30 protein-coding genes are annotated in these 24213 nt (G+C 71.6%); 10 read left to right on the plus strand and 20 right to left on the minus strand.

The genetic code is table 11. The features are described 5' to 3' along the window. Positions 1–380 precede the first annotated feature (380 nt). From CR162_RS16180 to CR162_RS22090, 8 genes are all read right to left on the minus strand, one after another. Entirely contained in the window at positions 381–1229 is an 849-nt protein-coding gene (locus tag CR162_RS16180; RefSeq protein ID WP_099096576.1) for a sensor histidine kinase, read from the minus strand. 154 nt (positions 1230–1383) lie between these two features. Further along, on the minus strand, positions 1384–1821 hold the full coding sequence (gene arsC / locus CR162_RS16185; RefSeq protein WP_099096577.1) for an arsenate reductase (glutaredoxin): 438 nt from the start codon (positions 1819–1821) through the stop codon (positions 1384–1386). Between the two features lie 71 nt (positions 1822–1892). Further along, positions 1893–3134, minus strand: a complete 1242-nt coding sequence (locus tag CR162_RS16190) for a fatty acid desaturase family protein (RefSeq protein ID WP_099096578.1) — start codon at positions 3132–3134, stop codon at positions 1893–1895. Continuing rightward, complete coding sequence (locus tag CR162_RS16195) at positions 3134–3658, minus strand: hypothetical protein (RefSeq protein ID WP_141563180.1); 525 nt, start codon at positions 3656–3658, stop codon at positions 3134–3136. Before CR162_RS16195 ends, CR162_RS16190 begins: the two co-directional genes overlap by 1 nt. A gap of 155 nt (positions 3659–3813) precedes the next feature. Beyond that, positions 3814–3978 (minus strand): hypothetical protein, encoded by a 165-nt coding sequence (locus CR162_RS22445; RefSeq protein ID WP_176559883.1) that lies wholly within the window; start codon positions 3976–3978, stop codon positions 3814–3816. A gap of 76 nt (positions 3979–4054) precedes the next feature. After that, entirely contained in the window at positions 4055–4720 is a 666-nt protein-coding gene (locus CR162_RS22085; RefSeq protein WP_141563181.1) for a BON domain-containing protein, read from the minus strand. A gap of 59 nt (positions 4721–4779) precedes the next feature. After that, positions 4780–4917 (minus strand): hypothetical protein, encoded by a 138-nt coding sequence (locus CR162_RS22450; RefSeq protein ID WP_176559884.1) that lies wholly within the window; start codon positions 4915–4917, stop codon positions 4780–4782. A 93-nt stretch (positions 4918–5010) separates the two neighbouring features. After that, entirely contained in the window at positions 5011–5292 is a 282-nt protein-coding gene (locus CR162_RS22090; RefSeq protein ID WP_141563182.1) for a hypothetical protein, read from the minus strand. A gap of 299 nt (positions 5293–5591) precedes the next feature. On the opposite strand from CR162_RS22090, the gene CR162_RS16205 reads away from it, so the two are divergent. Continuing rightward, a complete protein-coding gene (locus CR162_RS16205; protein WP_099096581.1) occupies positions 5592–6032 on the plus strand; it encodes a DUF2147 domain-containing protein in 441 nt (146 codons plus the stop codon). Between the two features lie 264 nt (positions 6033–6296). Here CR162_RS16205 and CR162_RS16210 read toward each other — a convergent pair whose 3' ends face one another. Then, positions 6297–6665, minus strand: coding sequence for a hypothetical protein (locus CR162_RS16210; RefSeq protein WP_141563184.1), 369 nt, complete (start codon positions 6663–6665; stop codon positions 6297–6299). Between the two features lie 147 nt (positions 6666–6812). Then, positions 6813–8174, minus strand: coding sequence for a Na+/H+ antiporter NhaA (gene nhaA, locus CR162_RS16215; protein WP_099096583.1), 1362 nt, complete (start codon positions 8172–8174; stop codon positions 6813–6815). A 162-nt stretch (positions 8175–8336) separates the two neighbouring features. Here nhaA and CR162_RS16220 point away from each other — a divergent pair, with 162 nt between their 5' ends. The 4 genes from CR162_RS16220 (at position 8337) to CR162_RS16235 (ending at position 11686) form a co-directional block, all read left to right on the plus strand. Continuing rightward, positions 8337–8945 (plus strand): exopolysaccharide biosynthesis protein, encoded by a 609-nt coding sequence (locus tag CR162_RS16220; protein ID WP_099096584.1) that lies wholly within the window; start codon positions 8337–8339, stop codon positions 8943–8945. Between the two features lie 94 nt (positions 8946–9039). Next, entirely contained in the window at positions 9040–9852 is an 813-nt protein-coding gene (locus tag CR162_RS16225) for a hypothetical protein (protein WP_099096585.1), read from the plus strand. Between the two features lie 156 nt (positions 9853–10008). Next, positions 10009–11340, plus strand: coding sequence for a hemolysin family protein (locus CR162_RS16230; RefSeq protein WP_099096586.1), 1332 nt, complete (start codon positions 10009–10011; stop codon positions 11338–11340). 115 nt (positions 11341–11455) lie between these two features. Further along, positions 11456–11686, plus strand: coding sequence for a hypothetical protein (locus CR162_RS16235; protein ID WP_099096587.1), 231 nt, complete (start codon positions 11456–11458; stop codon positions 11684–11686). A gap of 66 nt (positions 11687–11752) precedes the next feature. Here CR162_RS16235 and CR162_RS16240 read toward each other — a convergent pair whose 3' ends face one another. Beyond that, positions 11753–13018, minus strand: coding sequence for an extracellular catalytic domain type 1 short-chain-length polyhydroxyalkanoate depolymerase (locus tag CR162_RS16240; protein WP_099096588.1), 1266 nt, complete (start codon positions 13016–13018; stop codon positions 11753–11755). 150 nt (positions 13019–13168) lie between these two features. Next, a complete protein-coding gene (locus CR162_RS16245) occupies positions 13169–13591 on the minus strand; it encodes a CopG family transcriptional regulator (RefSeq protein ID WP_099096589.1) in 423 nt (140 codons plus the stop codon). 396 nt (positions 13592–13987) lie between these two features. On the opposite strand from CR162_RS16245, the gene CR162_RS16250 reads away from it, so the two are divergent. Beyond that, the gene (locus tag CR162_RS16250; protein WP_141563185.1) at positions 13988–14254 is read left to right on the plus strand and encodes a hypothetical protein; all 267 of its coding nucleotides are present in this window, start codon (positions 13988–13990) and stop codon (positions 14252–14254) included. 4 nt (positions 14255–14258) lie between these two features. On the opposite strand, the gene CR162_RS16255 is transcribed toward CR162_RS16250, so the two are convergent. Continuing rightward, the gene (locus tag CR162_RS16255; protein WP_099096591.1) at positions 14259–14501 is read right to left on the minus strand and encodes a hypothetical protein; all 243 of its coding nucleotides are present in this window, start codon (positions 14499–14501) and stop codon (positions 14259–14261) included. Positions 14502–14685: 184 nt separating this feature from the next. Here CR162_RS16255 and CR162_RS22095 point away from each other — a divergent pair, with 184 nt between their 5' ends. Next, positions 14686–14892 (plus strand): hypothetical protein, encoded by a 207-nt coding sequence (locus CR162_RS22095; protein WP_141563186.1) that lies wholly within the window; start codon positions 14686–14688, stop codon positions 14890–14892. Positions 14893–14896: 4 nt separating this feature from the next. On the opposite strand, the gene CR162_RS16260 is transcribed toward CR162_RS22095, so the two are convergent. Further along, positions 14897–16726 (minus strand): hypothetical protein, encoded by a 1830-nt coding sequence (locus tag CR162_RS16260; RefSeq protein ID WP_099096592.1) that lies wholly within the window; start codon positions 16724–16726, stop codon positions 14897–14899. A gap of 86 nt (positions 16727–16812) precedes the next feature. On the opposite strand from CR162_RS16260, the gene CR162_RS16265 reads away from it, so the two are divergent. Then, on the plus strand, positions 16813–17034 hold the full coding sequence (locus CR162_RS16265) for a hypothetical protein (protein WP_099096593.1): 222 nt from the start codon (positions 16813–16815) through the stop codon (positions 17032–17034). 59 nt (positions 17035–17093) lie between these two features. Here the strand turns inward: CR162_RS16265 and CR162_RS16270 are convergent, their stop codons facing one another. Genes CR162_RS16270 through CR162_RS16290 form a run of 5 tightly spaced genes read right to left on the minus strand, consistent with a single transcriptional unit; the run spans position 17094 to position 22874 of the window. Continuing rightward, on the minus strand, positions 17094–19088 hold the full coding sequence (locus CR162_RS16270; RefSeq protein ID WP_099096594.1) for a phage tail protein: 1995 nt from the start codon (positions 19086–19088) through the stop codon (positions 17094–17096). Continuing rightward, positions 19088–19441 carry a DUF6950 family protein gene (locus CR162_RS16275; protein ID WP_099096595.1) on the minus strand — a complete coding sequence of 118 codons (354 nt, stop codon included), beginning with the start codon at positions 19439–19441 and terminating at the stop codon, positions 19088–19090. The genes CR162_RS16270 and CR162_RS16275 overlap by 1 nt, the downstream gene beginning before the upstream one ends. Beyond that, positions 19438–20013, minus strand: a complete 576-nt coding sequence (locus tag CR162_RS16280; RefSeq protein WP_099096596.1) for a hypothetical protein — start codon at positions 20011–20013, stop codon at positions 19438–19440. The genes CR162_RS16275 and CR162_RS16280 overlap by 4 nt, the downstream gene beginning before the upstream one ends. Beyond that, positions 20014–20700 (minus strand): hypothetical protein, encoded by a 687-nt coding sequence (locus CR162_RS16285; protein ID WP_099096597.1) that lies wholly within the window; start codon positions 20698–20700, stop codon positions 20014–20016. Between the two features lie 5 nt (positions 20701–20705). Then, on the minus strand, positions 20706–22874 hold the full coding sequence (locus CR162_RS16290; protein ID WP_099096598.1) for a tape measure protein: 2169 nt from the start codon (positions 22872–22874) through the stop codon (positions 20706–20708). A gap of 90 nt (positions 22875–22964) precedes the next feature. On the opposite strand from CR162_RS16290, the gene CR162_RS16295 reads away from it, so the two are divergent. Next, positions 22965–23420, plus strand: a complete 456-nt coding sequence (locus CR162_RS16295; protein WP_141563187.1) for a helix-turn-helix domain-containing protein — start codon at positions 22965–22967, stop codon at positions 23418–23420. A 3-nt stretch (positions 23421–23423) separates the two neighbouring features. Beyond that, a complete protein-coding gene (locus CR162_RS16300; RefSeq protein WP_245870429.1) occupies positions 23424–24026 on the plus strand; it encodes a PIN domain-containing protein in 603 nt (200 codons plus the stop codon). Here the strand turns inward: CR162_RS16300 and CR162_RS22455 are convergent. Beyond that, on the minus strand, positions 24023–24175 hold the full coding sequence (locus tag CR162_RS22455) for a hypothetical protein (RefSeq protein ID WP_176559885.1): 153 nt from the start codon (positions 24173–24175) through the stop codon (positions 24023–24025). The two genes, CR162_RS16300 and CR162_RS22455, sit on opposite strands and share 4 nt — an antisense overlap. Positions 24176–24213 lie beyond the last annotated feature (38 nt).

A 24213-nucleotide genomic window follows, 5' to 3' on the forward strand; every position in this document is an offset into this window, starting at 1 on the left:
ACGGCGAAACGAGGCCTTCGATGCTATGGCGATCTGGGGCGGCTTGGGGGCGAGATTTCGAGCCAGGCAACAAGCCCCCAGGGAGTTACATGAGCAACTTTCCAAGGCGGGCCCAACCCTTAGGCGCTTGTTCTATCTTGCTTTCTACCTTGTAGACTAAATCGGCCAAGTCCCAAGGTTCGGAGAGAATCCGCTGTCCGGAGAGAGAATTCCGGCCCGCTCCGCCCCCGGCACTCCCAAGGTCCCTGCGCCAACCCTGGCGCAACCTGCGGTTCCAGGCACCGGCCACCCAACCGGAGAGCGGGTTTGCAGGACGGAATGGTGTGGCGAGAAGAACCGGGCGCTAACATTCTCTGGACCGGCAGCCGGCGCGCGAATCGTTAGGCACTCCGATGGCGGTTGGTCGGCCAGTGCGGTCCCTGCGCGGGGATGAAGTGGATTGCCGCCTGGAAACCGGCTGGCTCGAAGTGCCGCTCGACGCTGCTGCCGGGTCCGAGGTCCATTGCCAGGCCGCGCTCCAGCAGCCGGGTGCCAAAGCCCCGCCGGTCCGGCGGCCCTACCACCGGCGGGCCCTCCGCCTCTGCCCAATGGATCGCCATAGCTCCGTCCGCTCCCGCCTCGCACCGGATCTCGACCCGCCCCTCGGAAACGGAGAGCGCACCGTACTTGGTGGCGTTGGTGGCCAGCTCGTGAAAGGCGAGTACCAGGGCCTGCGCCTGCCGCGGCGATACCGTCACGCCGAGGCAACTGCTCGAGATGTTGAGCTGAACGGCCCGGCCGGTCCCCAGCCACGGCGCCAGCGCATTCCGCGCGGTGTCCTCGATGCCGGCCGGCTCCCACCCGCGCGCCGCCAACATGTCGTGCGCCCGCGCCAAGGTCCGCAGCCGCGCTCCGAAGTGCTGGGCGAAGCGCCGAGGATCACCACCGACCCCCTTCAGCGTCTGCGCGGCGAGCCCCTGAACGGTGGCAAGGATATTCTTGACGCGGTGGTTCAGTTCGGCCAACAGCAGGTCCCGATGCCGCTCGCTCTCCGCCAGTTCGGCGTTTGCCCGGCGAAGCTCCGCGTTCAGCGCCTCGGAACTGGCAAGATCAGTGCGCGTGTCGGCGAGCTCGTATGTTCGCACCTCGGCATTCTTTGCGGCACGGCTCTCAGCGGCGGCAAGCTCAGCCCGCAGGCGTGCGTTCTCCGCTTCCAGCTCTGCCTCGTGCCGGCTTGATCTCGCGGTCATGCCCGCTCAAGGCCCTGGGGATGCCGCCGGCACGGCACCTCATCGCGGCCCGGTATGAAGGTGCGTTTCCCCGGCGGCCCGCACGGACGGGGTGATCCTCGCTGCCCCCGAGACAGTGCACATGCCACCGCGACTGGCCCTGTCCGGGATGCGCTCAATCCAAAGCGGTCCGATCAACACGTCTTCCCTGGTCATCGATAACAGGCGCGCCATTTTCCTTGCGGAAGGCGCCCTCCTGTGGAGCGGGCAGGATGTTCAGGACCGTCTCCGATGGCCGGCACAGCCGCACGCCAAGCGGGCTGACCACGATCGGGCGATCCATCAAAACGGGGTGCCGCAGCATCAGGTCGATCAGCGCGTCGTCAGCCCACTTGGCGTCATCGAGACCGAACTCCTCGTACGATGGCACTTCCTGGCGCAGCAGGTCACGCACGGGAATGTCCATGCGCCGGAGCAAGCCTACGAGCGTCTCGCGCGAGGGCGGTGCCTTCAGGTACTCGATGGTCTCCGGCTCCTCGCCACTGTTGCGAATGAGCGCCAGAACGTCGCGTGACGTGGCGCAGTTCGGGTCATGGTATATTGTGATCGTCACAGTGTTCCCCCGATCTGGACTGCCTCAGGGCAAGGACCCTGGCCCCACCGTGAGCCATCATCCGCCCGATGTCATGTCGCGCTGTTCCCCTCGGTCGCGCTGGTCTGCCTTAGAGTCGGCGGTACGTCCGGCAGGGCGGCGCGGGCCCCGCTCAGGGCCAGGCGTCGTCGGAACCGGCCAGCGTGAGGGGCCGCCGCCGAGGCTGCGCTTCGGCTGAGCAAGCCTTGCCCGCCGCGAAGACCATCAAGCCCTCTATTGGGCAGCGCCTCCTCGGCCTGTTTGAAGGTCACCATGCGGCCGGCCTCCTCGTCCCACAGCAGGTGGCCGGGCGCCGAGAAAGCCTCACGCAGCGTGACCACCCGCGCAGTGGCGAAGGCGGGGTGCGCGTCGTGGCAGGCCTCCAGCAGGTAATTCGGGATGCGCGGCGCGAAGTGGTGCACGTGATGGAAGCCGAGGCTCGCCGTCAACCACCGCAAAACCGCCGGCAATTGCAGGTAGGAGCTGCCCGCGAGTGACGCGGTCACTCGATCCCAGGCCGCGTGGCGCGCCCAATGCACCCCCTCAAAGCGGTGCTGCACCGAGAAGAGCCAGACGCCGGCGATGCTGGCCGGCACCATCACGGCGAGGACGCCGGCTGTCACCGGCCAGATGCCGAGCAGCGTCGAGAAGCTACCGTAAAAGGCGAGCAACGAAAGGTTCGTCAGGTGCACGCTGCGGTGCTCCCGGCCCCAGCCGACCGGTGCGTCATACGGGACACGGTAGAGCACGAGGAACACCAGGGGCGGGAATACCAGAAGCATGAGCAGCGGATGACGCAGGATGCGGTAGGCACGGCGCCGCCCGCGACCCATGGCCCGGTACTCGGCAGCAGTCTCGCAGGTCGAGTAGATGTCGGTGCCGCGGTCGCGGCGGTCGAGGTCGTTCCAGACCGCGTGGTGCCCGGCGTGCTGCCGTCGCCAGTGCCCGTAGGGCGTGAAAGTGAACAGCGAGCAGAGCCGCCCAACAAGGTCGTTGGCGCGCGGTGCGCGGAACAGCGAGCCGTGCCCGCAATCATGCTGCAGGGCGAAGACGCGCACCGTCAACCCTGCCGCCGGCAGGCCTAGCGCCAGCACCCACCACCAGCCCAAGGCGAGGCCGGCCTGCATCGCCGCGAGCAGCGCCAGCAAGGGCAGGAAGGTCGTGGCGAGTTGCCACGCAGCGGTGCGCGGTACTGCTGTCTGGAAGCGGAGGGCGACCGTTCTCAACTCATGCCGATCGGCACGGGTCTGCTCCGCAGGGGGACGGTTGGCGTCGGTGCCGGCGACCCCCGGCATCAGCCCCTGCCTTCGGGCCAGGTGACGAAGAGGCCGACGTCGCCGAGCACGCCGCCCGGGAAGTTCAGGATCCGGGCACCGAGCCCGAAGCCGCCCGGTCGCAGGGCGTCGTGCCAAAACTCGAGGAACACCCGCGCGCCGGCCGGCAGCGTGTCCTGCCAGCCGGGAAGGCGGTTGTTGATCCGCCGCCCGCCGTCCGTGCAGTAGTCGGAGGGGAACGACACCAGCATCACCTCCCGCTGACCGCCCTCGAACGCCGCCTTGACCTTCGAGATCGTGTCCACGCGGTCGGCGTCGGTCAGGCCGCGGGCCTCGAAGCGGCCGCGGTTGCCGGCCCGATGCTCGTCCTCCCGCCGCGCGGCCTCCACCGCCGCGGCCTCACTGCGCCGCTCCCGCTCATCCCGCGCCGCGTACATCGCGTCGAGGGACAGGGAGAAGAGTGGCCGGGAACCCTCGGCCGCGGGCCGGGCTCGCCGCCCGTTGCCCCGGGCACCGCCGGCATCGCTCGGCTGATCGGCATTCATCGGATGCGTCCTCGTCGGCTTGGGTTCCAGGCGGAGGCGCCCGCCGACATTACGCGCCACCGCCACCAGTTGCTGGGACCGGCCATTCGGTCTTCCGCCGTCCGACAGCGCTGGGTTCGGGGCCAGCCACCGGCAGACTGCTGAGGGAGTACCGCCTACGGCGACGCAGGAACGGCGTGGACGGCCCAGACCGGGGCAAAGCCCACGGTGCCGTAGACAGCCGTCAACATGACGGCGAGCGTCAGCGCGCAGGCCAGCATCATCAGGCGAAAGCGGCGCTCGGACACATGGCCGACAAGTCCGGCGGGGTTCGGTTGCATTCTGACCTCCTTGGCCGCGTGCTGCGGCGTTCACTCTCCACCTGACTGCTCCCCCCGGCGCCCTACCGAGCCGGCTTCACGACCCCACCGTGATGCGGTCCAGCACCTCGGTGACGCCGGGGGCCGCCCAGGCGATGCGCTCGGCCAGGTCGCGCTCGCGCCAGCTGGATACGCGCCCGCTCAGGACGACCTTGCCGCCGACCGCGCTGATCACGACTTCGGTCGCTCCCAGCGCGGCCTCGCGCACGAAGAGCGCCTCGATCCGGCCAGCGACGTCGCCGCTCTCCGCGTCGCCGCCGTAGGCCTCGGCGACACCGCGGGTGGCCTCGGTGGTCCGCCCATGCCGCTCCACCGCGACCAGGTTGGTGACCTCCACCACGCCCTCGATGCCGGCGGCCAGCCGCTCGGCGGCGGAGCGCTCCGCCTCGGTGCCGACCGAGCCACTCAGCGTGATCCGCCCCCGCGCGATCTTCATCAGGATGCACTCGCGTCGCAGCGGGGCGGCCGAGAAGAGGGCCGGAAGCGCCCGTTCGGCGATTGCCTCGTCCGACCCGTCGGCCTCCGGCGGGAGGCGGACCTCGATCCGTGGTGCGACGGCACCGGCCTGGGCCTGCATCCGCCCGCGGCCGGGTTCGGTTTGGGCCGCCGGCGGCTGGGCCGCGACCCCATGTGTGGCAGTGGCGTTGCCCGCCCGCTGCGCTGGCGTGCCCTGCGTTCCGGGCCGTGCGGGCGTCTCGTCCATGTTCGGCCTGATCCTGTCCTCGCCCATAACGGCCTCTCCCGCCGAACTGCGTTCCGCCGCTAGCGCTTCTTCGCAGGCGCGGGCGCGGTGGCCTGCGCCCGCGCGGTCGCGAAGGGGGACGCGGCGGCGATGACCTTCGCCTTCGGCTGCTTGGGCTTCTTCGCCTCCCGGCTGCTCCGCTTCTGACCCTTGGCCATGGCTCTCTCCTGTGATCGGGGCGCACGGCGGCGCCGGCCGTCCCTGGGGCATGGTGGATACGCGGCCAGCGCCAGTGGCCTCGTTCGGGCCGCTCAGCGGGGAAGCCTCAGGGCGCTGCCCTTGTGCCGCATCCAACGGACCGCACCGCGGGCGGACGCGAGCGCGGCCAGCGCGGCACACGACATCAAGGCGATGCCGGATATACCGATGTGGCCAGAGGGGCGTTCCGACCTGAGCTGACTCGCCCTCGCGTGACGATCCGCGGCCCATCGCACCGGGTCGCGGGCCTTGGCGGCATGCTCCGGCATGCCCTCGTTCTCGCTCCGCTCCTCGGCGGTGCGGTCGGCGATCTCGTCGTTGAGCTTCGCGTTCATGACGGCTGTCTTTCCAAACGGCACATTCGGCCGCGTTGATCGCGGCCCGGCGCATGCTCGCGGTACGCAACGGTCCGAGCGGTCGCGGGTAAAGTGCCTGTCCACATGAGATCGTGATTCGGGCCCGGGAATCACAGTATGCGAGGAAGCACCATCGCGTGCTCTCCGGCGGCCTCCGCGCCGGGCGAGGACATTGAGGAGGCATCCGTGCCGCCGTGCTCCCTTCCCGCTGGCCCCTGCCGGGACCGGGCACGAGGTCCCCCGGACTTGCCGCATAGGAGGCCGCACTGCGCCCCGTGATGCTCTCCGCCCTCATGGTCCTGGCGGTTCCGGGCACCAGCACCGCGGCGGCCGTTCCGGCCGGTGTGTGGCTCATCGACGAGAAGGCGGCCGTGCAGATCTTCGACTGCAGCAGTCAGTTGTGCGGCCGGATCCTTTGGATGCTGACGCCGCGTGATCCCCAGGGCCAGATCAATCGAGACCGGCACAATCCCGACCCGGCGCTGCGGCAGCGCCCGCTGTGCGGGCTGACCGTCCTCTGGGGCCTGCGCCCCGCCGGCCCCGACCGCTGGGGAGGCGGCTGGTTCTATAACCCGGACGACGGGAAGACGTACCGGGTCTCGGCAGAACTCCGATCCGCCGACCTGATCGTGGCGCGGATCTATGTGGGGATCCCGCTCTTCGGCGAGACGAAGACCCTGGTCCGGGTCGCGCACGGCACATCGGAGGGATGGTGCTGAGCAGGAGAGGCGGGCCCGCGGCACGACCGGCGCCACCGGACCGGCCCCGCCCCGGTTCAGCCCATGTCCCCGCCGTCGGAGGCCGTCGGCGACGACGGGATCGCCAGGGCTCCGGGCCTGATAGCCGCCGGCGCGCGGCTGCGCCGCTTCGGGGAGGCACCACGCCGCCCGGAGGGCGGCGAAGGACGGAAGGATGATGGTAGGCACCCCGGCCGGACCTGCATCCGTCCGGCGGCCTTTCGCGGCGACGAAGCGGCAGCACCGTTACAGCGCCAGTGCCTCGGCCTCCCAGGGGCCGCGGGCGAAGTGGACCACCTCGAAAGTCTCGTCGTCAGCCCAGAGGACGCTCAGCACCTGCGTCCCGGCGCGCCACACATCGAGGCCGTAGGGCAGGTCCGGTCTCGTGCGCTGCCGCTCAAGGGCATGCCGGTAGCCCGGCGACGACGCCTCGCCCGGCGACAGGTCGTTGAACGGGGTCCAGTGCTCGACGGTCCAGGCTTCCGTCCGCAGCGCGACCAGCCTGACCGCGCCGCTCTGGACCTCCAGGGTGCCGCAGTCGCGGACGAGCGGCAGGAGGTGGTCGCGGATCGCCAACGCCGGGCCGTCGCCGGAAGACACGAGCCTCAGGGTCATGCACCCCTCCACCAGAGTGTTGTCATCGGATCGGCTGACCATGCCGGAGCCAACGCCCGGGCACCCCACCTGCTTCCTTCACCCCTTCGCAAGCGGAATCTGCCCCTGTCCGCGGCCATCCTGCCTGGCCCCGGCCGTCCGATGCCCTCACCGGCCGTCCGCGACGGCGAGACGATCGCCGCCGCCGCGGGCCAGCCAGGCCAGCAGCGCGAGGCCGCCCGCCGCCGAGAGGACGGACGCGCCCAGGATGCCCAGCTTGGCGGCGTCGAGCAGCGCGCCCTGGAACGCCAGGCCGGCGATGAACAGTGCCATGGTGAAGCCGATGCCGGCGAGCATGCCGCCCCCGGCCAGCGCGCCCCAGCCGAGCTCCGCCGGCCGCGCCGCGAGGCCCGAGCGCACCGCCAGCCAGGCGAAGGCTACCACACCGATGGGCTTGCCGAGCACGAAGCCCGCCACCACGGCCAGGACGACGGAGTCCGTGAGCGCGTCGAGGGAGAGCGGCACCCCGGCGTTGGCCAGGGCGAAGAGCGGCATGACGCCGAAGGCGACCCAGGGGTGCAGCGCGGCCTCGAACCGCTCGACCGGGGACAGCGCCTCCCGCGCCGCCTTCCCGGCCGAGCGTAGCGCCCGGCGGTCCTCGGCGTCGCCGCTCCAGGGGCCGCCGCCGCCCGGCGGATGGGCAAGGACCCGCCCCAGAATGGCGCGCAAGCGCCGGTCGCTCACCCAGCCGCGGGTCGGAGTCATCAGCCCGAGCGCCACGCCGGTGACGGTGGGGTGAATCCCCGACGCGTCGATGGCGAGCCAGACCAGGACGCCAGCGAGCACGTAGACCGGGACGCTCCGCACGCCGAGCAGCGCCATGCCGCGGACCACGGCAAGGCCGACACTGCCGACCGCGAGCGCGGCCCAGTCAAGCGCGCCGCTGTAGCCGATCGCGACGACCAGGATGGCGCCGAGGTCATCCACCACCGCGAGCGAGAGCAGGAAGACGCGCAGCCCTTGCGGGGCGCGTCGCCCCAGGAGCGCCAAGCAGCCGATGACGAAGGCGGTGTCCGTCGCCATCACCGTGCCCCAGCCACGCTCGCCAGGCTGGCCCAGCTGCAGCGCAAGGTAGAGCGCCGCGGGCGCCAGCATGCCGCCCAGCGCGGCTGCGACGGACAGCGCGGCGACGCGAGGGTTCCTGAGCTCGCCCAGGACCAGCTCGCGCTTGAGCTCCAGCGAGACGACGAAGAAGAACAGCGTCATCAGGCCGTCGTTGATCCAGTCCCTCGTCGGGTGCACGAGCGCCAGCGGGCCGAGCTGGACGCCGATGGGCGTCTCCCAGGCGGCGAGGAAGCCGGCGGCCAAGGGCGAGTTGGAGAGCGCCAGCGCCGCGGCGACAGCCAGGAGGAGGACCAGGCCGCCGGCGGTCTCGATGCGCAGGAACCGTGCCAGCGGCCCGGTGACCCGGTCGATGGGCTCCCTGGGCAGCCGGCTGAGCCGCGGGTCGCCTTTCTGGTCTCGACCCATCCCTGCCACCCCCGACGACGATCTTCGGGATATGGTGACGCCATCGGACCGCCGCAGCGCGCGGACGGCAGGCGCGGAATTAAGGCGCGCGTGTCGTGGACCGGAGCGCGCATGTCTGCGACCCGATGGGGAGAGGTTGGTCCGTTGCGGCCGCGGGCATGTATGCTCCGACCCGAGATGCTGGCGCGCAGGCCCACTTCCGCCGTGCTGGACGAGCTGCTCGGCGAGGCGCCGACCGCGCAGGTGACGCTGGACTGGCTGATGGCGAGGCTGGGCGACCGTTCCTTCGGCCTTGTCCTGCTCCTCCTGGCGCTCCTCGGCCTGCTCCCCGGGGTGTCCGCGGTCGCCGGCGTGCTGCTCATGGTCCCCGCGGCACAGATGATCCTGGCGCGCCCCGGCCCGGTGTTCCCCCGCCGCATCGCTGCCCGACGCTTCGAGGCACGGCGGCTGGCCCGAACGGTCCGCCGGATCGTGCCGGCGCTGCGCTGGCTGGAGCGATTCATCCGCCCGCGCTGGACCACGCCCTTCGAGGCGACGAAGCGCGTGGTCGGCGCCGTCGTCCTGCTGCTGGGTGGTGCCCTCCTCGCCCCGGTGCCGCTGAGCAATGTCCCGCCCGCCTTGGCCATCACCCTGATCGCCTTCGCCTACCTGGAGGAGGACGGGATCCTGCTCTGCGCCGGGCTGGCGGCAGGCCTTGCCATGCTCGCGGTCGCCGCAGCCGTCGCCTGGGAGACGTTGAGCACAACCGGTTGGGTGCCGAGTATGCTGTAAGGGCTCATCGGAAGCCCACTCGGGGTCGAATTGCCCTTCAGGGCCTTCGACCAGTGTTGCCTGGGACGTGCTGCCGGACAGGAGGAGCTGCACCGTGACCATCATCGTCTCCGTGAAGATCAACGACGGCATCGTCATGGCGGCGGACAGCGCCGGAACCATGGGCAGCGGGCAAATTTACACCCATGCCAACAAGATCACGAATCTCTGCGCGGGCCTGCCCGTCGGCGCGATGTCCACCGGTGCGGGCGGCATCGGCAACGAGTCCGTCGAGACCCTGCTGAAGGATCTGCGGCGGCGCTTCGATGGGCGTGACCCTGCATATCCGGAGTGGCGGCTGGACCCGGCGAGTTACACTATGGAGCGAGTCGCCGGGCGGCTGCGCAGCTTTCTGTTCGAAGAGAAGGCGGCGCCCTGCCCGGAACCGGCCAACCTCCAGCTTCGTCTCTGCGGCTATTCCGCCGGCCGGCCGCTCGCCGAGGTTTGGGAGGTGAGCATGACCGGGCAGGACTGCCCGCCGCCGCGGCGGATCATGGAGGAGACCGGCTTCGGCGTGATGTGGGACGGGCAGTATGAGGCGCTCAACCGGCTGATCCTCGGCCTTGGCTTCGATATCGGCCACGCTCTGGTGAAGCACGGTGTGCAGCCACAGGAGGCCGGCCGGCTGCAGGAGGAGTTGGTCCGCGACCTCTACGCGACGCTGTCGGTTCCCGCCATGCCCATTCAGGACGCGATCGACCTGGCACGCTTCCTGGTCGAGACCACGATCGGCTTCGTCCGCTTCGCCGTCTTCCTGCCGAAGAGCGTGGGCGGCGCGGTCGAGATCGCCGCCATTACCAAGCACGAAGGCTTCCGCTGGGTGCAGAGGAAGGGCTTCTACCCCACAGGAATCCTCCAGGAAGACTGAGTCCGCACCAACGCGGGGACGCGGGCGCCGCACACGGCCTCGCCGCGCGCCCTCCGGCACGGCTCGCCCAGCGCCCCGCAGCGCGTTGCCCACCGAGGCCGACGCACCCCACATGCAGGCCGCCGCCCACCACGGCGGTTCATCCGCGGAGCCCCGATGCTCGATCTCGCCGTCGTCCTGGTCCTGATAGTGCTGAACGGGGTCTTCGCCCTCTCGGAACTCGCAGTCGTCTCCGCCCGACGGAGTCGCCTACACGCCATGGCCGAAGCGGGCCGCCCTGGGGCCAGCGCCGCCCTGGCCTTGGCCGAGGAGCCCGGACGCTTCCTCTCCACCGTCCAGATCGGAATCACGCTGGTCGGCATCCTCGCCGGCGCCTTCTCCGGTTCCGCCCTCGGCGGCCGCCTCGCCACCTGGCTGACGGGCCTCGGCCTGCCTGTGGCGGTGGCGGAGCCGCTGGGCTTCGGTCTCGTCGTCGCCCTCGTCACCTATCTCTCGATCGTGGTGGGGGAGCTGGCGCCCAAGCGCCTGGCGCTCCGCCACGCCGAGGGGCTGGCCTGCGCCGTCGCCCCAGCCATGACGATCATTTCGCGCATCGCCGCGCCGGTCGGCTGGCTGCTCGATGCCTCGACCGACCTGGTCTTCCGCCTGCTCGGCCGCGCCGAGGCGCCGGAGGAGAGAGTCACGGAGGACGACCTGCGCGCGCTTGTCGCCGAGGCCGAGCGGACCGGGGCGATCGAGACTGCCGAGCGGCGCATGATCGCGGGCGTCCTCAGGCTCGGCAACCGGCCGGTGCGCGGCGTGATGACACCCCGCGGCGAGGTGGACTGGCTCGATGCGACCGCCGGCGAGGCGGCGGCGCACGCCGTGCTGACGCGGACCGCGCATTCCCGCCTGCCGGTCGGCGAGGGCTCGACCGAGGCCATGCTGGGTGTCGTGCAGTCGCGCGAGCTGCTCGCGGCGCTGCTGGTCGGGCGGCCGCTCGACCTGCGGGCCGCAGCGCGGCGGGCGCCGGTGGTGCCGGACACGGCGGACGCGCTCGACGTGCTCGCCACCCTCCGCGCGGCCGAGGTGCCGATGGCGCTGGTGCACGACGAGCACGGCCATTTCGAAGGCATCGTGACGCCGACCGACTTGACCGAAGCCATCGTCGGCGCGTTCCGCTCGGACGCAGAGCCAGGCGACGGGCCGGTGGCTGTGCGGCGTGAGGACGGTTCCTGGCTGCTGGCTGGGTGGATGCCGGTGGACGAGATGGCCGAGCTGATCGGGCTCGCCCTGCCGGAAGAGCGCAGCTACCACACCGCCGCCGGCTTCGTGCTGACCGCCGCGGGCCGCCTGCCACCGGTCGGTGAGGCGGTGGAGGTGCAGGGCTGGCGCTTCGAGGTGGTAGATATAGATGGCCGGCGGATCGACAAGCTGCTGGTGGGGCCGATGCGCGCGGCAATCGCACCCGCTGCGAGGCGGCCCGGAAGCGGCCTGCTGGCCGGGTGAAGAGTTGGGCTGCGGGGCAATCCGTGTCCATCCGCGGTAGCCACCTGGGTGATGTCCGGGCCGGGGCGTTCAGCCCCAGGTCCAGCAAGTCACCACGCAGTGGGGAACAATTGACATGATCGGAACCAGGGAACTTTATGCGAGTGCCAACGGCGACCGGTGGCTCCTCGCACGTGATTCCAGCTCCGGGCGGGTGTTCGTGCGGCACGAGCCCAGTGTCGCGTCGGGAGGGCAAAGGGCGGAGTTCGAGATCGGCGATTTCCTGGTCCGAGGCGGCCAGGGACCCGAGCACCAGGCTTTGCTGCGCCTGATCGGGACCCTGGTCGAAGACGGCGCGAGCAACTGAGGCGCGCGCCGCAATACGGCCGCCGGTGACATGGCGCGAGTTGGCCGCGTAGCTGGATTGCGGCAACTAGTACGAGGCGGCGGCACCCTGCGAATGCTCCAGGAAGAAGCGGAGCATCTCGCGTGAGGCATCGGGCCCGCGCGGATCGGTGTAGGAGCCGGCGGGGCTCCCGCCCGACCAGGCATGGCCGCCGCCATGGATGAGCCACTGCTCGAGTACGGTCAGCCCTGCGGCATTGGCGTACACGGTGCGGCTGTAGGCATGCCCGCCCACCACTTGGCCGCGCTGGATCTCGGTCCGGAGCTCGCTGGCCGCCGCGGCGCCCGACTGCGCGATGACCTGGTCGCCATTGCGGGGGTGCACGGTGGTGTCCCGGTCGGCGTGGAAAACGATGGTCGGGATCACCCGCTGCGCCTCAGCGGACTGGAGAGGCGCGGCAGCCGCGCCCTTCCGCATGGCAGCGAAAGCGGAGGGGAGATCGCGTGCCGCCCCGCAGGCCAGGCCGGAATGCACCCCGGCCGCGGCGTAGAGCTCGGGATAGGCCTGCCCCAGGATGGCGGCCGCCGCCCCGCCGGCCGACAGCCCGGCGACGTAGACCCGTTGCGGGTCGACCGCGTGCTCGCGCATGACCTGCCGGGTCATGCCCGCGATCAGCGAGGGCTCCCCCTGGTCGCGCCGCTGGTCGCCCGGGCTGAACCAGTTCCAGCACTTCTGGGCGTTGGCGGAGCTCGGCTGCGCCGGGTAGAGGACGAGGAGGTCATGTTCCTCGGCGAGGGCGTTCATGCGTGTGCCGGCGGCAAAGTCGTCGGGCGACTGGGTGCAGCCGTGCAGCATGACGACCAGCGGCACCGGTCTGCCGCGATGGGTGCTGGGGATGTACAGCTTGTAAGCGCGGCTCCCGGCTTCGGCGGCGAAGGACCCCGCCCCGAATCGGGCCCCCTCGGGCATCGGTTCGGGCGTGGCCGCCGGTGCATGCCGTACCAACCCGTCCAGCCCCTGCCCCAGGGCGTCCTGGCTCACCTGGTCGAGGAAACCGCGCAGGGCCTCCGGCATCTGCGGCAGGGCGGCCTTGCCCATGCCGGCGGCCGACCACGGGCCGGCAGTCGGGGCTGGCTTGGCATCCGACACTTCACCGGTCTCGGGGTGCACGTCGATGATGCGCGGCAACCATGCGGTCGGGGTGCCGACGATGCCATGGGGTGTGGTCGCGGCAGGGCCAGTCGCCGCATTGCCCTGCACGAGACGCTGCAGCAGTGCGGACGCTTCGGCGAGCCGGCCTTCGCGGGTGAGGCGGGTTGCCTCGAGCATGTCCTTCGGGAGAATCGCGTTCATGTCTGATGCTTTCAATGCGCGGAGCCAGGTCAGCCTTCCTCGCAGGGAGGCTCGCTCTGCACTCCGTCGTGGAATGCCGATGGTGGAAACTGTCAGCCGCCGTCCTGCTACTGGGCGGCAGTCAGCGGCGTGCCGTGCGTCCCGGGATGATCAGCGGGTGCGGTCGGCCAGGGCGGCCTTCACCGCGGCGCTGGCCTGGAGTGCGCCCAGGACGGAGACTGAGGCAATCGTGGCCCGGGCCAGTTCAGGCGTGACATCCGCCGCGATGGTGGCAAGGCCCAGCACGCGGATGTGGAGCATCTGCCCGGCCTCTTGCGCCGCCTCGAGGTCCTCGCGGCTGTAGTGCCGCAAGCCGAGGTCCAGGTTTTTCCGTACGACCGACTGCTTGGCCGCATCGGCGTGCCGCTCGATCTGGTTGCGGATGGCGGTGCGGATGAAGTCGGTACGATTGGAGTAGAAGCCGTCCTGCACCAGCAGGTCGATATGGCCGAGGTCGACATAGCCGAGGTTAATGGTGATCTTTTCGGTGTCACCGCCAGCTTTGGGTCGCAGCTCGTGCACGTTGCCTGTCATCCAAGCGCCATCCCTTCACCATCCATGTGGATGGTAAATAGTGAACGGATCTAATGCATTCAAGCCCTCTCACAGAGGGGCGTCCTGCTTCACGGGGGCGGGAAGCGGCAGCGTCGCAGAACGCCCTCACTTTCCACGCCTCCCGTCCATCCCTGCGTGCCGCGACGACGTCGCAATCACGGCCGCACCGCTCACCATCAAGCAGTTCGCCGCTTTGTGGTCCGGACCGAGAGCGTAGCCGGACCGCGGTCGAGATCGCCGGCGGTGGGATGTTTACCGCCCTCACCCGGACTCTGTCGGTGGTCCAGGCCGCGGCGTCGAGCTCGATCCGCCCGTCGAAGCCGACGGTTCCGATACGTGACAGCCGCGGTCGCGAAGGCATTCCGAGGACAGCGCTTGGTCCGCAGCATGCCTGCTGTCATGCTGATTCCTGCACCGATGCGGAGGACGCCGGCGATGGCCCGCAGGACAACGGCTGCTGAACCGAAACGCCTTCCAGGCCGCAAGCCTGGCCCGGACCAGCGCGAAGAGCTGCTGCGCATCTGGGGTCACGTTGATGACGATGGCCGCAAGCTGATCCTGTTCGTCGCCAGGCAGGTGGCGCGCGAGCAGGGTCTGGTGTCGCCGAACACGCCGCTGCTGATGACGGATCGCGTGTTCTGAAGCCCTACGGCACCCGCCGCTTCGTCACCGCCACGGACAGCGTGGCCGGGCCTAGATCGAAGCTGGCCGAGGGCGAGATGTTCCTTGCCATCACCCGGACCGTGTTGTTGGTCCAGGCCGCGGCGTCGAGTTCCATGAAGCGGGTCGAGGAGGCCAGGGACGCATCGGCCAGGTCGCCCTGCCGGCAGCCAGTAATCGTCACATCGAGCAGGCTGGTCGCCCCCGGGGCCAGGTTGGGCAGGTTCAAGGACACCTCCGCGGCGAACTCCCACTGACCCACCGGCAGGGTAGGCGTGCAGCAGAGCAGCGTCGGGGCGTGCTCCGGCAGACCGTAGAGGCGCAGCGCCTCGAGCTCGACTTGGTCGTCGAAGCCGACGATGCCGATCTGCTAGAGTGGTGGTCTCGATGGCATTCCGCGGAGGGCGCTGGCGATGGCTCGCAGGACGACGGTCGCTGAACCGAAGCGCCTTCCAGGCCGCAAGCCTGGCCCGGACCAGCGCGAAGAGCTACTGCGCATCTGGGGCCACGTCGACGATGATGGCCGTAAGCTGATGCTGTTCATCGCACGTGCGGTGGCGCGTGAGCAGGGGCTGGTGCCACCAAATACGCCGCTGCTGATGACGGATCGCGTGTTCTGAAGCGCTACGGCACCCGCCGCTTCGTCACCGCCACCGATAACGTAGCCGGGCTGAGGTCGAAGGTGGCGCTGGGTGAGATGTTCCTTGCCATCACCCGGACCGTGTTGTTGGTCCAGGCTGCGGCATCGAGTTCGATGAAGCGGGTGGAGGAGGCCAGGGCCGCGTCGGCCAGGTCGCCCTGCCGGCAGCCGGTCACTGTCACATCGAGCAGGCTGGTCGCGCCCGGGGCCAGGTTCGGCAGATCCCAGGAGACCTCCGCGACGAATTCCCGCTGGCCCACCGGCAGGGCCGGCGTGCCGCATAGCAACGAAGGCGCCGCCTCTGGCAGGCCGTAGAGCCGCAACGCCTCAAGCTCGATCTGCCCGTCGAAGCCGACGATGCCGATCTGCGCGAAGGCCACCGCCTCCGCCAGCCGCACCGTCATCCGGCGGTTCAGCGAGGCGTCCGCCATCACCGCGCCGCCGGTCCAGGCCTTGGACGGGATGTTCCACTGCATGGTGGTCAGCGAAGCGAGCACGTCGCCAGCGATGTTCTCCCGGATGACCATGCCAGCGTCGAAGCAGCGGACGAACAGCCGCCCGCCATCGGCACCGCCGACCAGCCAGTGGGCGAGCGCGAACTCCTTGGCCGCGCGGGTATCCACCACAAAGGCGAAGCCCTTCTGCGCATCGAGCAGCAGCCCGCGGGAGGTGGCCGCGATGCCGTCCAGGCCGTTGAAGGACAGGGCCGCCAGGCTGGTGGCGGCGGTGGTCGAGGTGGCGACCGCGGCCAGGCCCTCCACCCCGACCTCAGTGGCGCTGTGCCGGAAGGCGGCCGTGCGCAGGTTCGGCACCGCCCCGAGCAGCCGCAGATGGCGCGAGGCCGGGGCACGGTGGCGGTTGAGGACGGCGTTGCCGCAGCGGGTGGCGGTCGCGGTGTAGTCGATCCCAACCTGATAGGTGTTCGCCCAGGCCACCTCATACTCGCAGTCCTGCGCCGCCCCGGTGTGCCGGGCCACAATCGGCGAGCAGGCCTCCATCCGCAGCGCCCGGCCGATGATGGCCGAGCCGTTGGTCTCATTCAGGAAGGGGATCGCCACGTTCGGGTCGAGCTGGCGCAGTTCGAAGTTTGGCGCGTCGAAGACGTGCCGGTTGTGGTTGGTGTAGGCCCCCGGCTCGGCCGAGAGGCGGATGCCGAAGCGGTCGAGCGTGGGGTTGATGCCGGTCGCCACGGCGAAGTGGCCGCCGTAGTAGCGGACCGAGGTGTTCCAGGCGGTCGCGGTGGCACAGCGGATGTCGAGGCCGATGCGGTTGTTGAGGAAGCGGTGCAGGTAGAGCGTGCTGTCCTCGAAGCCGCGGCCGTCCCCGAGGGTCCGCAGGCCGATGGTGAAGCCCTGCACCAGGCGGACATCGAGCACGCTGGCATCGAGGTTGCGGGCCAGGATGCCGATATCGGCCTCGCTGCTCCAGTCGGACTGGGTCTGCCGCACCACCTGCAGGTTGGCATACAGCTTCTCGCCGTTGCGGACCGTCCCGCCATCGCCGAGGGTCAGCACCGTCGCGGGTGCCGTGCCGGTGTAGCGGAGCACTCCGCGCATGATCAGGCCGCGGGCGCCACCCCCGAGCACCACGCCGGCGGAGACGTTCCAGGTGCCGGGCGGGATCATCGCCATCTTGCCGTCGGCGGCGGCGCGGTCGAAGGCGGCCTGAATGGCGTCACGGTCGTCGGCCACGCCGTCCCCGAGCCCGCCGAAGTCGCTCGGCAGCACCGCCTCGCGGTCGCGGAGATACTTGGCGAAGTCGGTCTTGCTGAGGTTGGCGTTGAGGACCAGCAGGTCGTCGATGCGGGCGGGCATGCCGTCTGTCCTCGTGGGGAGAGCTGGTCTGGCGCTTGCCAGGGGACGGCTCGCCGCGGGTATGCTGCGCGCCGGAGGAGCGGGACATGGATCAGCCCGAGGACGCCCTCGCCCAGTCCGAGCGCCATGTCCGCGAGGCCGAGGGGCACGTTGCCCACCAGCTCAGGGTCATCGCGGAGTTGGACCGGGACAATCATCCGCGGGCTGCCGCCCTGGCCCGGGAGGTGCTGGGCACCCTCCAGAGGAGCCTCGAACTGGCGCGCGAGCATCTGCGGTTGGAGCAGGAGGCGCGCGACCTCAGGCCGTGAGCTACCGAACGCCCCCCTTCTTCCTGCTCAGGGGAGGCGTGGCGGTGTCGGCCAGCTCACTACAGGGCGGTGGCAGAGACGGGCCCGGCCAGGGCCGACACGTTCCCCTCGGCCGAGACGGCGCGCAGCCAGTACCAGCGGGTCTGGCCGGCGGTGAGGCCGGTGCGGTCGAAGAATAGGCTGGTCGGCTCGGCCGCAAGCTTACTGGCCGCGGCCAGGCTGTTCGAGGTGGCCTCGAACAGCTGGAGCCGGACCGCATCGGGTGGAAAGCCACCGCTAATGCGGATCCCGCCGGCAATGCCGGTCGCGGTGGGCGCGGAGACGGCAGCCGGCACCAGGGCCTCGCGCCAGCCCGAGACGGCGCCGCTGCGGGCCACAGCGCGGGCCCGGAAGGCGGTCGGCTCGGCGGTGGGGATGGCGGCCGCGGTGGCGCCCAGCCCCGCCCCGTAGCCCTGCCAGGCAGCGACCGTGGCCGGCAGGAACTCGACCTCGTAGCCGGCCAGATGCGCGCTCGGGACCGCCGACCAGGACACCGCCAGGGCGGCAAAGGAGGTCATGGTCGGGGTAGCGACGGCGATGCTGGCCGGCGCGGCGATGACGCCGGGGTTGGGCAGCACCACGGAGGGGCTCTCGCCGGTGGCGCGCTCGTCGGTGGCCGGATCCCAGTCCCAGACGGCGGCGTCCTCCTCGGCCAGGGTCAGGTTCACCCCACCGTCCGGCGACAGCGACCAGCCAGTGACGCGCGCCGGGAAGGGCACCAGGCGATCAAGCGCGACCATCGCCCCCTCCCAGGGGCGCAGCCGCAGGGCAGAGAGGTTGGCCGGGAAGGCCACCTCGCGCTGGCGGCGATTGCGCTCGAGCTCGGCCTTCATGATCCGCTGCACCGTGCTGACCGAGGTGGTGAGCGGGAACTCCATGTCGCGGTAGATCGCCTCGCCGCCGTCCTCGGCGACGTAGTTGCTCGCCAAGAGCGGCGGCGCGTCCGTTGGCTGCCAGTTGGCGGCCGGCTCGACATAGACCGCGCGCACGCCGTTGAAGAGGTCGCGCCGCGGCCGGCTGCCCTGGATGGTCACGTCGCCGCGCAGGTCATCGCTGGTCAGCGTCGCCGCGGGCAGCGCGGGGGCGCCGGCGTGGATGAAGAAGCGCCCGCCCGAGACCACCAGGGCGCCGGCCATGGCCGAGACCAGCTTGCGGGTGATGGCGAGCTTGCCCTCGCCGAGCGAGACGCGGCCGTTGCAGGTGTAGCGGCGCTCGTAGACGCCGCGCCGGGTGCCGACCAGCTCGTCGCAGACATTGGCCGCGGCGATCAGGGCGGGGATGTCGATGTCGGCCCAGGACGCTCGCCAGCCGAAGGGCGCGGTCAGGTACCAGGCGAGGCAGAGCGCCGGGTTGTCCGACCACCCAACCTGGCCGGTGCGCGGGTCGAGGATGGTGTCGGCCCCTTCCACCAGGGCCGCGATGTTGGGCGGGCCGGAGGGGAAGGCCTCGGCGGTGAGCTTCAGCCGGATCGCGATGTAAGCCCGACCGCGGCCGCGGTGCTCGGTCGTCCACTTGCCGCCGGTCTCGGCGATCAGGTTCGCATTGGCCGCCTGGTCGGGGGCGCCGAGATGGCGGTCGATGCGCACCAGCCCGGCATAGGAGGCATCGGTCTCCGACTTGTCGCCGAGGAACACCTCGCCGATCGCGCGCACGCTGTGCCCGGCCAGCACCACCACGGCGTAGAAGTGGCCGTCCTCCCGCCCCTGGTCGTCGGGCGCCGAGTGCAGGAAGACGATCGGCCCCGAGACCTTGCAGCGGCCGAAGACGATCTGGTGCTCGGTGATGGGCTGGCGGAAGGACTGCGTCCGGCCGGCGCCGGGGGCGCTGGCGTCGAAGCCGGGTGCGGCCGGGATGGACGGGGCGCTCGGCCTCTTGGCGGGGAAGATCGCCTGGCCCGCCGCGGTGACGACCAGGGCGGCGCCGGCGCCGACGAGCGCGCCGATGACGCCGCCGCCCACCGCGGCGGAGGCGACGCCGGAGGCCACGACGGCGATCAGCGGGACGGCGGCGGGCATCAGCCGATCCTCCAGGCGGTGGTGCAGTCGGTGAGCGGCGCGCGCAGCAGGCCGCGGGGGCCGACGAAGGCGGCGCGGCCACCGTCCACCGCCACGCCGAGGCGCGGCGGATCGGCGGCCAGCACCACGTCGCCGGGTCGGGCGAAGGCGGGCGGGACCCGCGGAAAGCCGGCGCTGTCGGCCGTGGCTTCGAGCGAGGGCCGCACCCGCATGACGGGTCGGATCCCGGTGACCGCCTCCACCGCGGCCAGGGCGAAGCGGCCGCAGTTCCAGCGGTGAGCGTCGAACGGGCGCGCCTCGGCAGCCGACAGCAGGGCCGCCAGCCGGGCCGGCCAGTCCGGGCGGCGACTCATCGTGCCGGCAGCTTGATCTCGGCCTCCTGCAGCGCCGGGACGAACTCGAAAAAGCGGTCGCCCGGGTACTCGGCCTGCTGGTCGGCGTCGGTGTAGCGGCGCACCTCGGCGCGCTCGAGGTCGACCAGGCGGCTCTCGCAGGTGAGCGAGACCCGCGGTTCGGCCCCGTCCACCACCTCCATGGTGTCCATCAGCCCCGCCCAGAGCGGGAACGGGTCGGCGACAAAAGCGCCCCCCTCGTCCAGCAGCGCGCCCCAGAGCCGGGCCGGGCGGAGGCGGAAGCTGCGCTCGGCGAGCGCGATGTCGACCACCTCCTGCGGCACCGGCGAGAGCACCAGGGTCAGGCGCACGGCGCGCAGCTCGACCGTCTCCTCCACCTCGGAGATGGCGCCGATCGAACCCACGCCCTCGAAGACCATGCCGGCCCAGTGCAGCGGGCCGAGCCCGGTCCAGGCGCGGAAGGGGCCGGAGGCGAAGTCGAGCTCGACCAGCACCACCGGCGCGGCGGTCTTGGCGGTGGCGGCCGCGGCTGCCTGCGGGTGTAGCCGCGGCGTGGCAGTGATGCCGTCCATCTACAGGGCTTCCTCGAGGCGGAGGGAGATGCTGGTGAAGCGGCCGGGCCGGGTGGGATTGGCGGCCTCGTCGTCGGAGACCAGCCGCATGGCGACGGTCGGCCGGCTCAGCACCAGCGGCTCGGCCAGGGCGGCCGCGGTGCGCAGCGGCGGGGCGATCGGGATGGTGGCGGTGCCGGCGCCGGAGGCGGTCACCGCCTCGGTCGCCATGTAGAGCCGGCCACCGAGGCCGAGGTAGTCGCCCGCCCCGACCGCCACCGCACCGGGCCACCAGCCCGCGGTCTGGATCGACAGCGCCCCGCGCGGCGCCCCGGCCGCCAGCGCCGGCGTGCCGGATCCGACCACCAGCCCGGTGCCGTCGGTGAACAGCGTGGCGTCCGAGAATGAATAGGGTCCCGAGGGGACCTGGCCCTGGCTGCGCGGATCGCCGGTGCGGTACTCGCGCCGCCAGTCCCAGATCCGCACCGTGTTCAGCGAGCCGGCCAGCGCCGCCAGCAGGCCCTCCAGCAGCCCGGCGCGGGTCGGGCTCAGCGGGTCGAAGCTCGCCTCCGCCACCCAGCGTGCCCCTTCCCTGCGCATCACCTGCGTCGCACGGGTGACCGGCGAGACGAAGCGGGTGGTGTTGTGCTGCAGGTAGAAGGTCAGGCGCGTCGGGCGCAGCGCCTCCGGCCAGGCGTACTCGACCATCGCCGCTACCCCCGCACCGTCTCGTAGGCCGACCCGCCGCGGCGGATCGCGTCCAGCGTCATGGCCGAGGCCTGCCGGGCGATCTGCCCGGCCAGCAGCCGCAGCCGGGCCTCGACGCCGGCGTCCGCCCCGCGCGCGTCGATGTTGATGGTCTGGTGCACCACCGGGCCACCCGGCGCCGTGCCGTTCGGCAGCACCGTCCCGCTCTGGCGTGGCACGAACCACTCGGGCCCGCGCTCGCCGACGACGTAGGGCTGCCCCGCCGTGACCGGCCCGCCCTCGGCGCGGAACAGCCCGCCGAGCCAGGAGCCGATGCCGCTGAACATGCTGTCGAATGAGAAACCCGACAGCGCCGAGGACACCGCGTTGCCGAGCGGCTCGGTGATGGTGCGGCGGGCGATCACGCGGGCGATGTCCTGCAGCAGGCCCTGCATGACCTTTGACAGCTTCTCGCCGCGCACGATCGCGTCCTCGAAGGCGCTGCTGAAGGTCAGGCCGAGCTCGCGCACCGTGTCGCTGGTGCGCTCCGCGGCCGCCTCGACCCGGTTCTCCGCGCGCTCCAGCTCCTCCAGCGCGCGCTCCGCCTCGCGCTGCACCGTCGCGTCCGGGACCGGTCGGCCGGCGCGTTCGGCGCGCTGCACCAGATCGGACAGCCGCTCCATCCGCCTCTGGTAACGCTCGTAGGCGGTCTCGTTGGCCTGGATCAGCCGCTCGCGCTCGCGCAGCAGGTCGTTCAGCTGGCGCTCGGCCTCGCGCGCCTCCCGCGCGCCCTCGTTGCTGGCGCGGCGGACCGCGGCCACGCGGGGCTCAAGCCGGCGCAGCGCCTCGTCGCGCTCCTGCAGGGCCAGGGTCTCGAGGCGGGTGCGCTCGGCGGCGGTGACCGCCCCGGCTGCCTCCGCCTCGCGCAGCCGGCGGACCCGCTCCTCGTACTCGCGGTTGATCCGGAAGCGGTCGTCGAGGTCGCGGGTGAGCTCCTGGACCTCCTGCGTCGCGCGGCGGCGGCGGGCATCGGCCGCGGCCTGGCCGGCGCGCTCCTGCTCCTCCAGGCGACGGGCCAGCGACTCCCGCTCGGCGGTGTCGATCTCGGCGAGGGTGGCGAAGTAGTCGCGGCGCAGCTCCTCCAGCCGCGCCCGGCTGTCGACGCCGGCCTGTCGCTCGGCGGCGCCGACCAGGCCGGGGCGGATGCTGCCGCGGCGGACCGGGGTGCGCAGGCTGTCGCGGCCGTCCTGCTCGCTCTCCAGCCGGCCGATCTGCGCCGAGAGCGCCTCGGCCTGGCGGCGCAGGCCGGCCAGCCGCTCGCCCTCGCTGAGCAGACCGGCACCCTGGCGGACGCTGTCCATCGCGCGCGCCGCGGCCGAGAGCGCCCGAGCGAGCGCGTTGGACAGGCCGATGGCGCGATCGAGCTGGCCGAGGAAGTTCTCGGTCGCCGCCGTCAGCTGGCCGAAGGCGCGGCCGAGCGACAGCGGCGCCCTGTCGAGCTCGGCCCCGAGCCGCTCGGTCGCCCGCAGCAGGGCGGGGAAGACCCGTTCGGCGGTGAGCCGGCCCTCCGAGCCCATCTGCCGGAGCTGGCCGATGGAGACGCCGAGCTCGCGCGCGAGACCCTCGGCCAGCAGCGGCATGGCCTCGAGGATGGAGCGGAGCTCGTCGCCCTGCAGCACGCCGGAGGCCAGCGCCTGGGCGAGCTGCAGGGTGGCGGAGGAGATCTCCCCCGTCGAGGCGCCGGAGACGATGGCGACGCGCTGCAGGCCGCCGACGAGGCGCACCACCTGGTCGGAGGTGGCGCCGATCTCGCGCGCGGCGATCGCGAAGCGCTGAAAGGCATCGACGCTCTCCGACACCGCGACGCCGGTCGAGAGCGCGTTGCGGTACAGCGCCTCGTAGACCTGGCTCGCCCGCTCGACCGAGCCGGTGGCGTTCTGCAGGCGCGAGAGGCTCTGGGTGAGCGCGTCGCCGGCCTGGACCAGGGCGCGGGCCGCGGCGGCGACGCCGGCCACCTGGATGCCGCGCACGGCGAGGTCCAGCAGTTCGAGCGAGCGGGAGGCGCGCTCGGCGCCGCCCTTGATCCGGTCGAGCGAGCGCTGGCCGGTCTCGCCGACCTCGCGCAGCCCGGCCTTGACCCGGGCGGCGTCGTCCAGCGAGAGCCGGACGGAGACGCGGCGCGTGGCGTCGGCCATGCAGCCCCCTCTGGCTAGCGGTTTCGTTAGTTGCGTTTAATGCGTCTGCTGCGTATAAGGGCGGGCAACCAGGAGGCACTGGAGGGGCCCATGCTCGCTCTGCTCGACCAGGCCGAGCCCATCGTCGCCGACGAGGCCGAGGCCGCCATCGCCAAGACCGCCGCCGCCAGCCTGGCCCCCGCCGCCCGGGCCGGCCAGGGCGTCCAGCTCGTGCTGCGCGAGCAGCCGAACGTGGTCGTCCCGCTGCCGGCCCGCGCGGTCGAGGTCGTGCTCACCGTGCTCGGCGCGATGGCCGAGCGGCGGCCCATCTCGGTCATCCCGCACGAGGCCGAGCTCACCACGCAGCAGGCCGCCGACTACCTCAACGTGTCGCGGCCCTTCCTCATCGGCCTGATCGACCGCGGCGAGATCCCGCACCGGATGGTGGGGCGGCACCGGCGCGTGCGCTTCGCCGACCTGCTGGCCTACGAGCGCGCCTCCGCCGAGAAGCGGAAGCAGGCGCTGGCGGAGATGGCTGCGGAGGCTCGCCGGCTGGGGCTCGACTGAGGCGTGATCTCGACCTTCACGGCGTTCTTCGACGCGAACGTCTTCTACGGGGCGCGCCTGCGCAGCCTGATCCTCTTCCTCGCCCAGACGAAGCTGTTCCGGGCGAGGTGGAGCGACAGGGTGCACGAGGAGTGGATCCGCAACCTGCTGGAGAAGCGGCCGGACCTGAAACCGGCCGACCTCGAGCGGACGCGCCGGCTGATGGACGCGTCGGTGCTCGACGCGCTCGTGACGGGCTACGAGCCGCTCATCGACGCCATGGCCTTGCCGGATCCGGACGATCGGCACGTGCTCGCCGCGGCGGTGGTCTGCAAGGCGAGCTGCATCGTGACGTTCAACGTCGCCGACTTCCCGCCGGACCGCCTGGCGCCCTACGGCCTGCACGCCGTGCACCCGGACGACTTCCTGCTCGACGTCGAGAGCATCGATCCGCCGGCCTTCGCCGACGCAGTGCGGGAGGACCTCGACCACTACCGCGCACCACCCCTCGACCTGCCGGAGTACGTCGTCGCGCTCCGCAAGGCAGGGGTGCCGCGCATCGCCGAGCAGATCGGCAAGCTCGCCCCGATCCTGGAGCTGCGGCCGAGCGACCGGCCCGAGGATTAGGCCGCGGGCGCCGACGCGCTCCGCTCAGCACCGCCCTCGGCCATGCCGATGCGGATGGCGAGCAGCAGGTCGGCGGCCATCCATCCGGTCGCGCCGAGCTCGCGCGCGGCGGACAGCGCGCCGGCGGTGTCGAGCGTCAGGCCGGCCATGCGTCCGACGCAGTGCGTCGGACCGGCGCAGGCCGTAC

Origin of the sequence: Teichococcus rhizosphaerae (assembly GCF_002631185.1) — a bacterium.
GTDB lineage: Bacteria > Pseudomonadota > Alphaproteobacteria > Acetobacterales > Acetobacteraceae > Pseudoroseomonas > Pseudoroseomonas rhizosphaerae.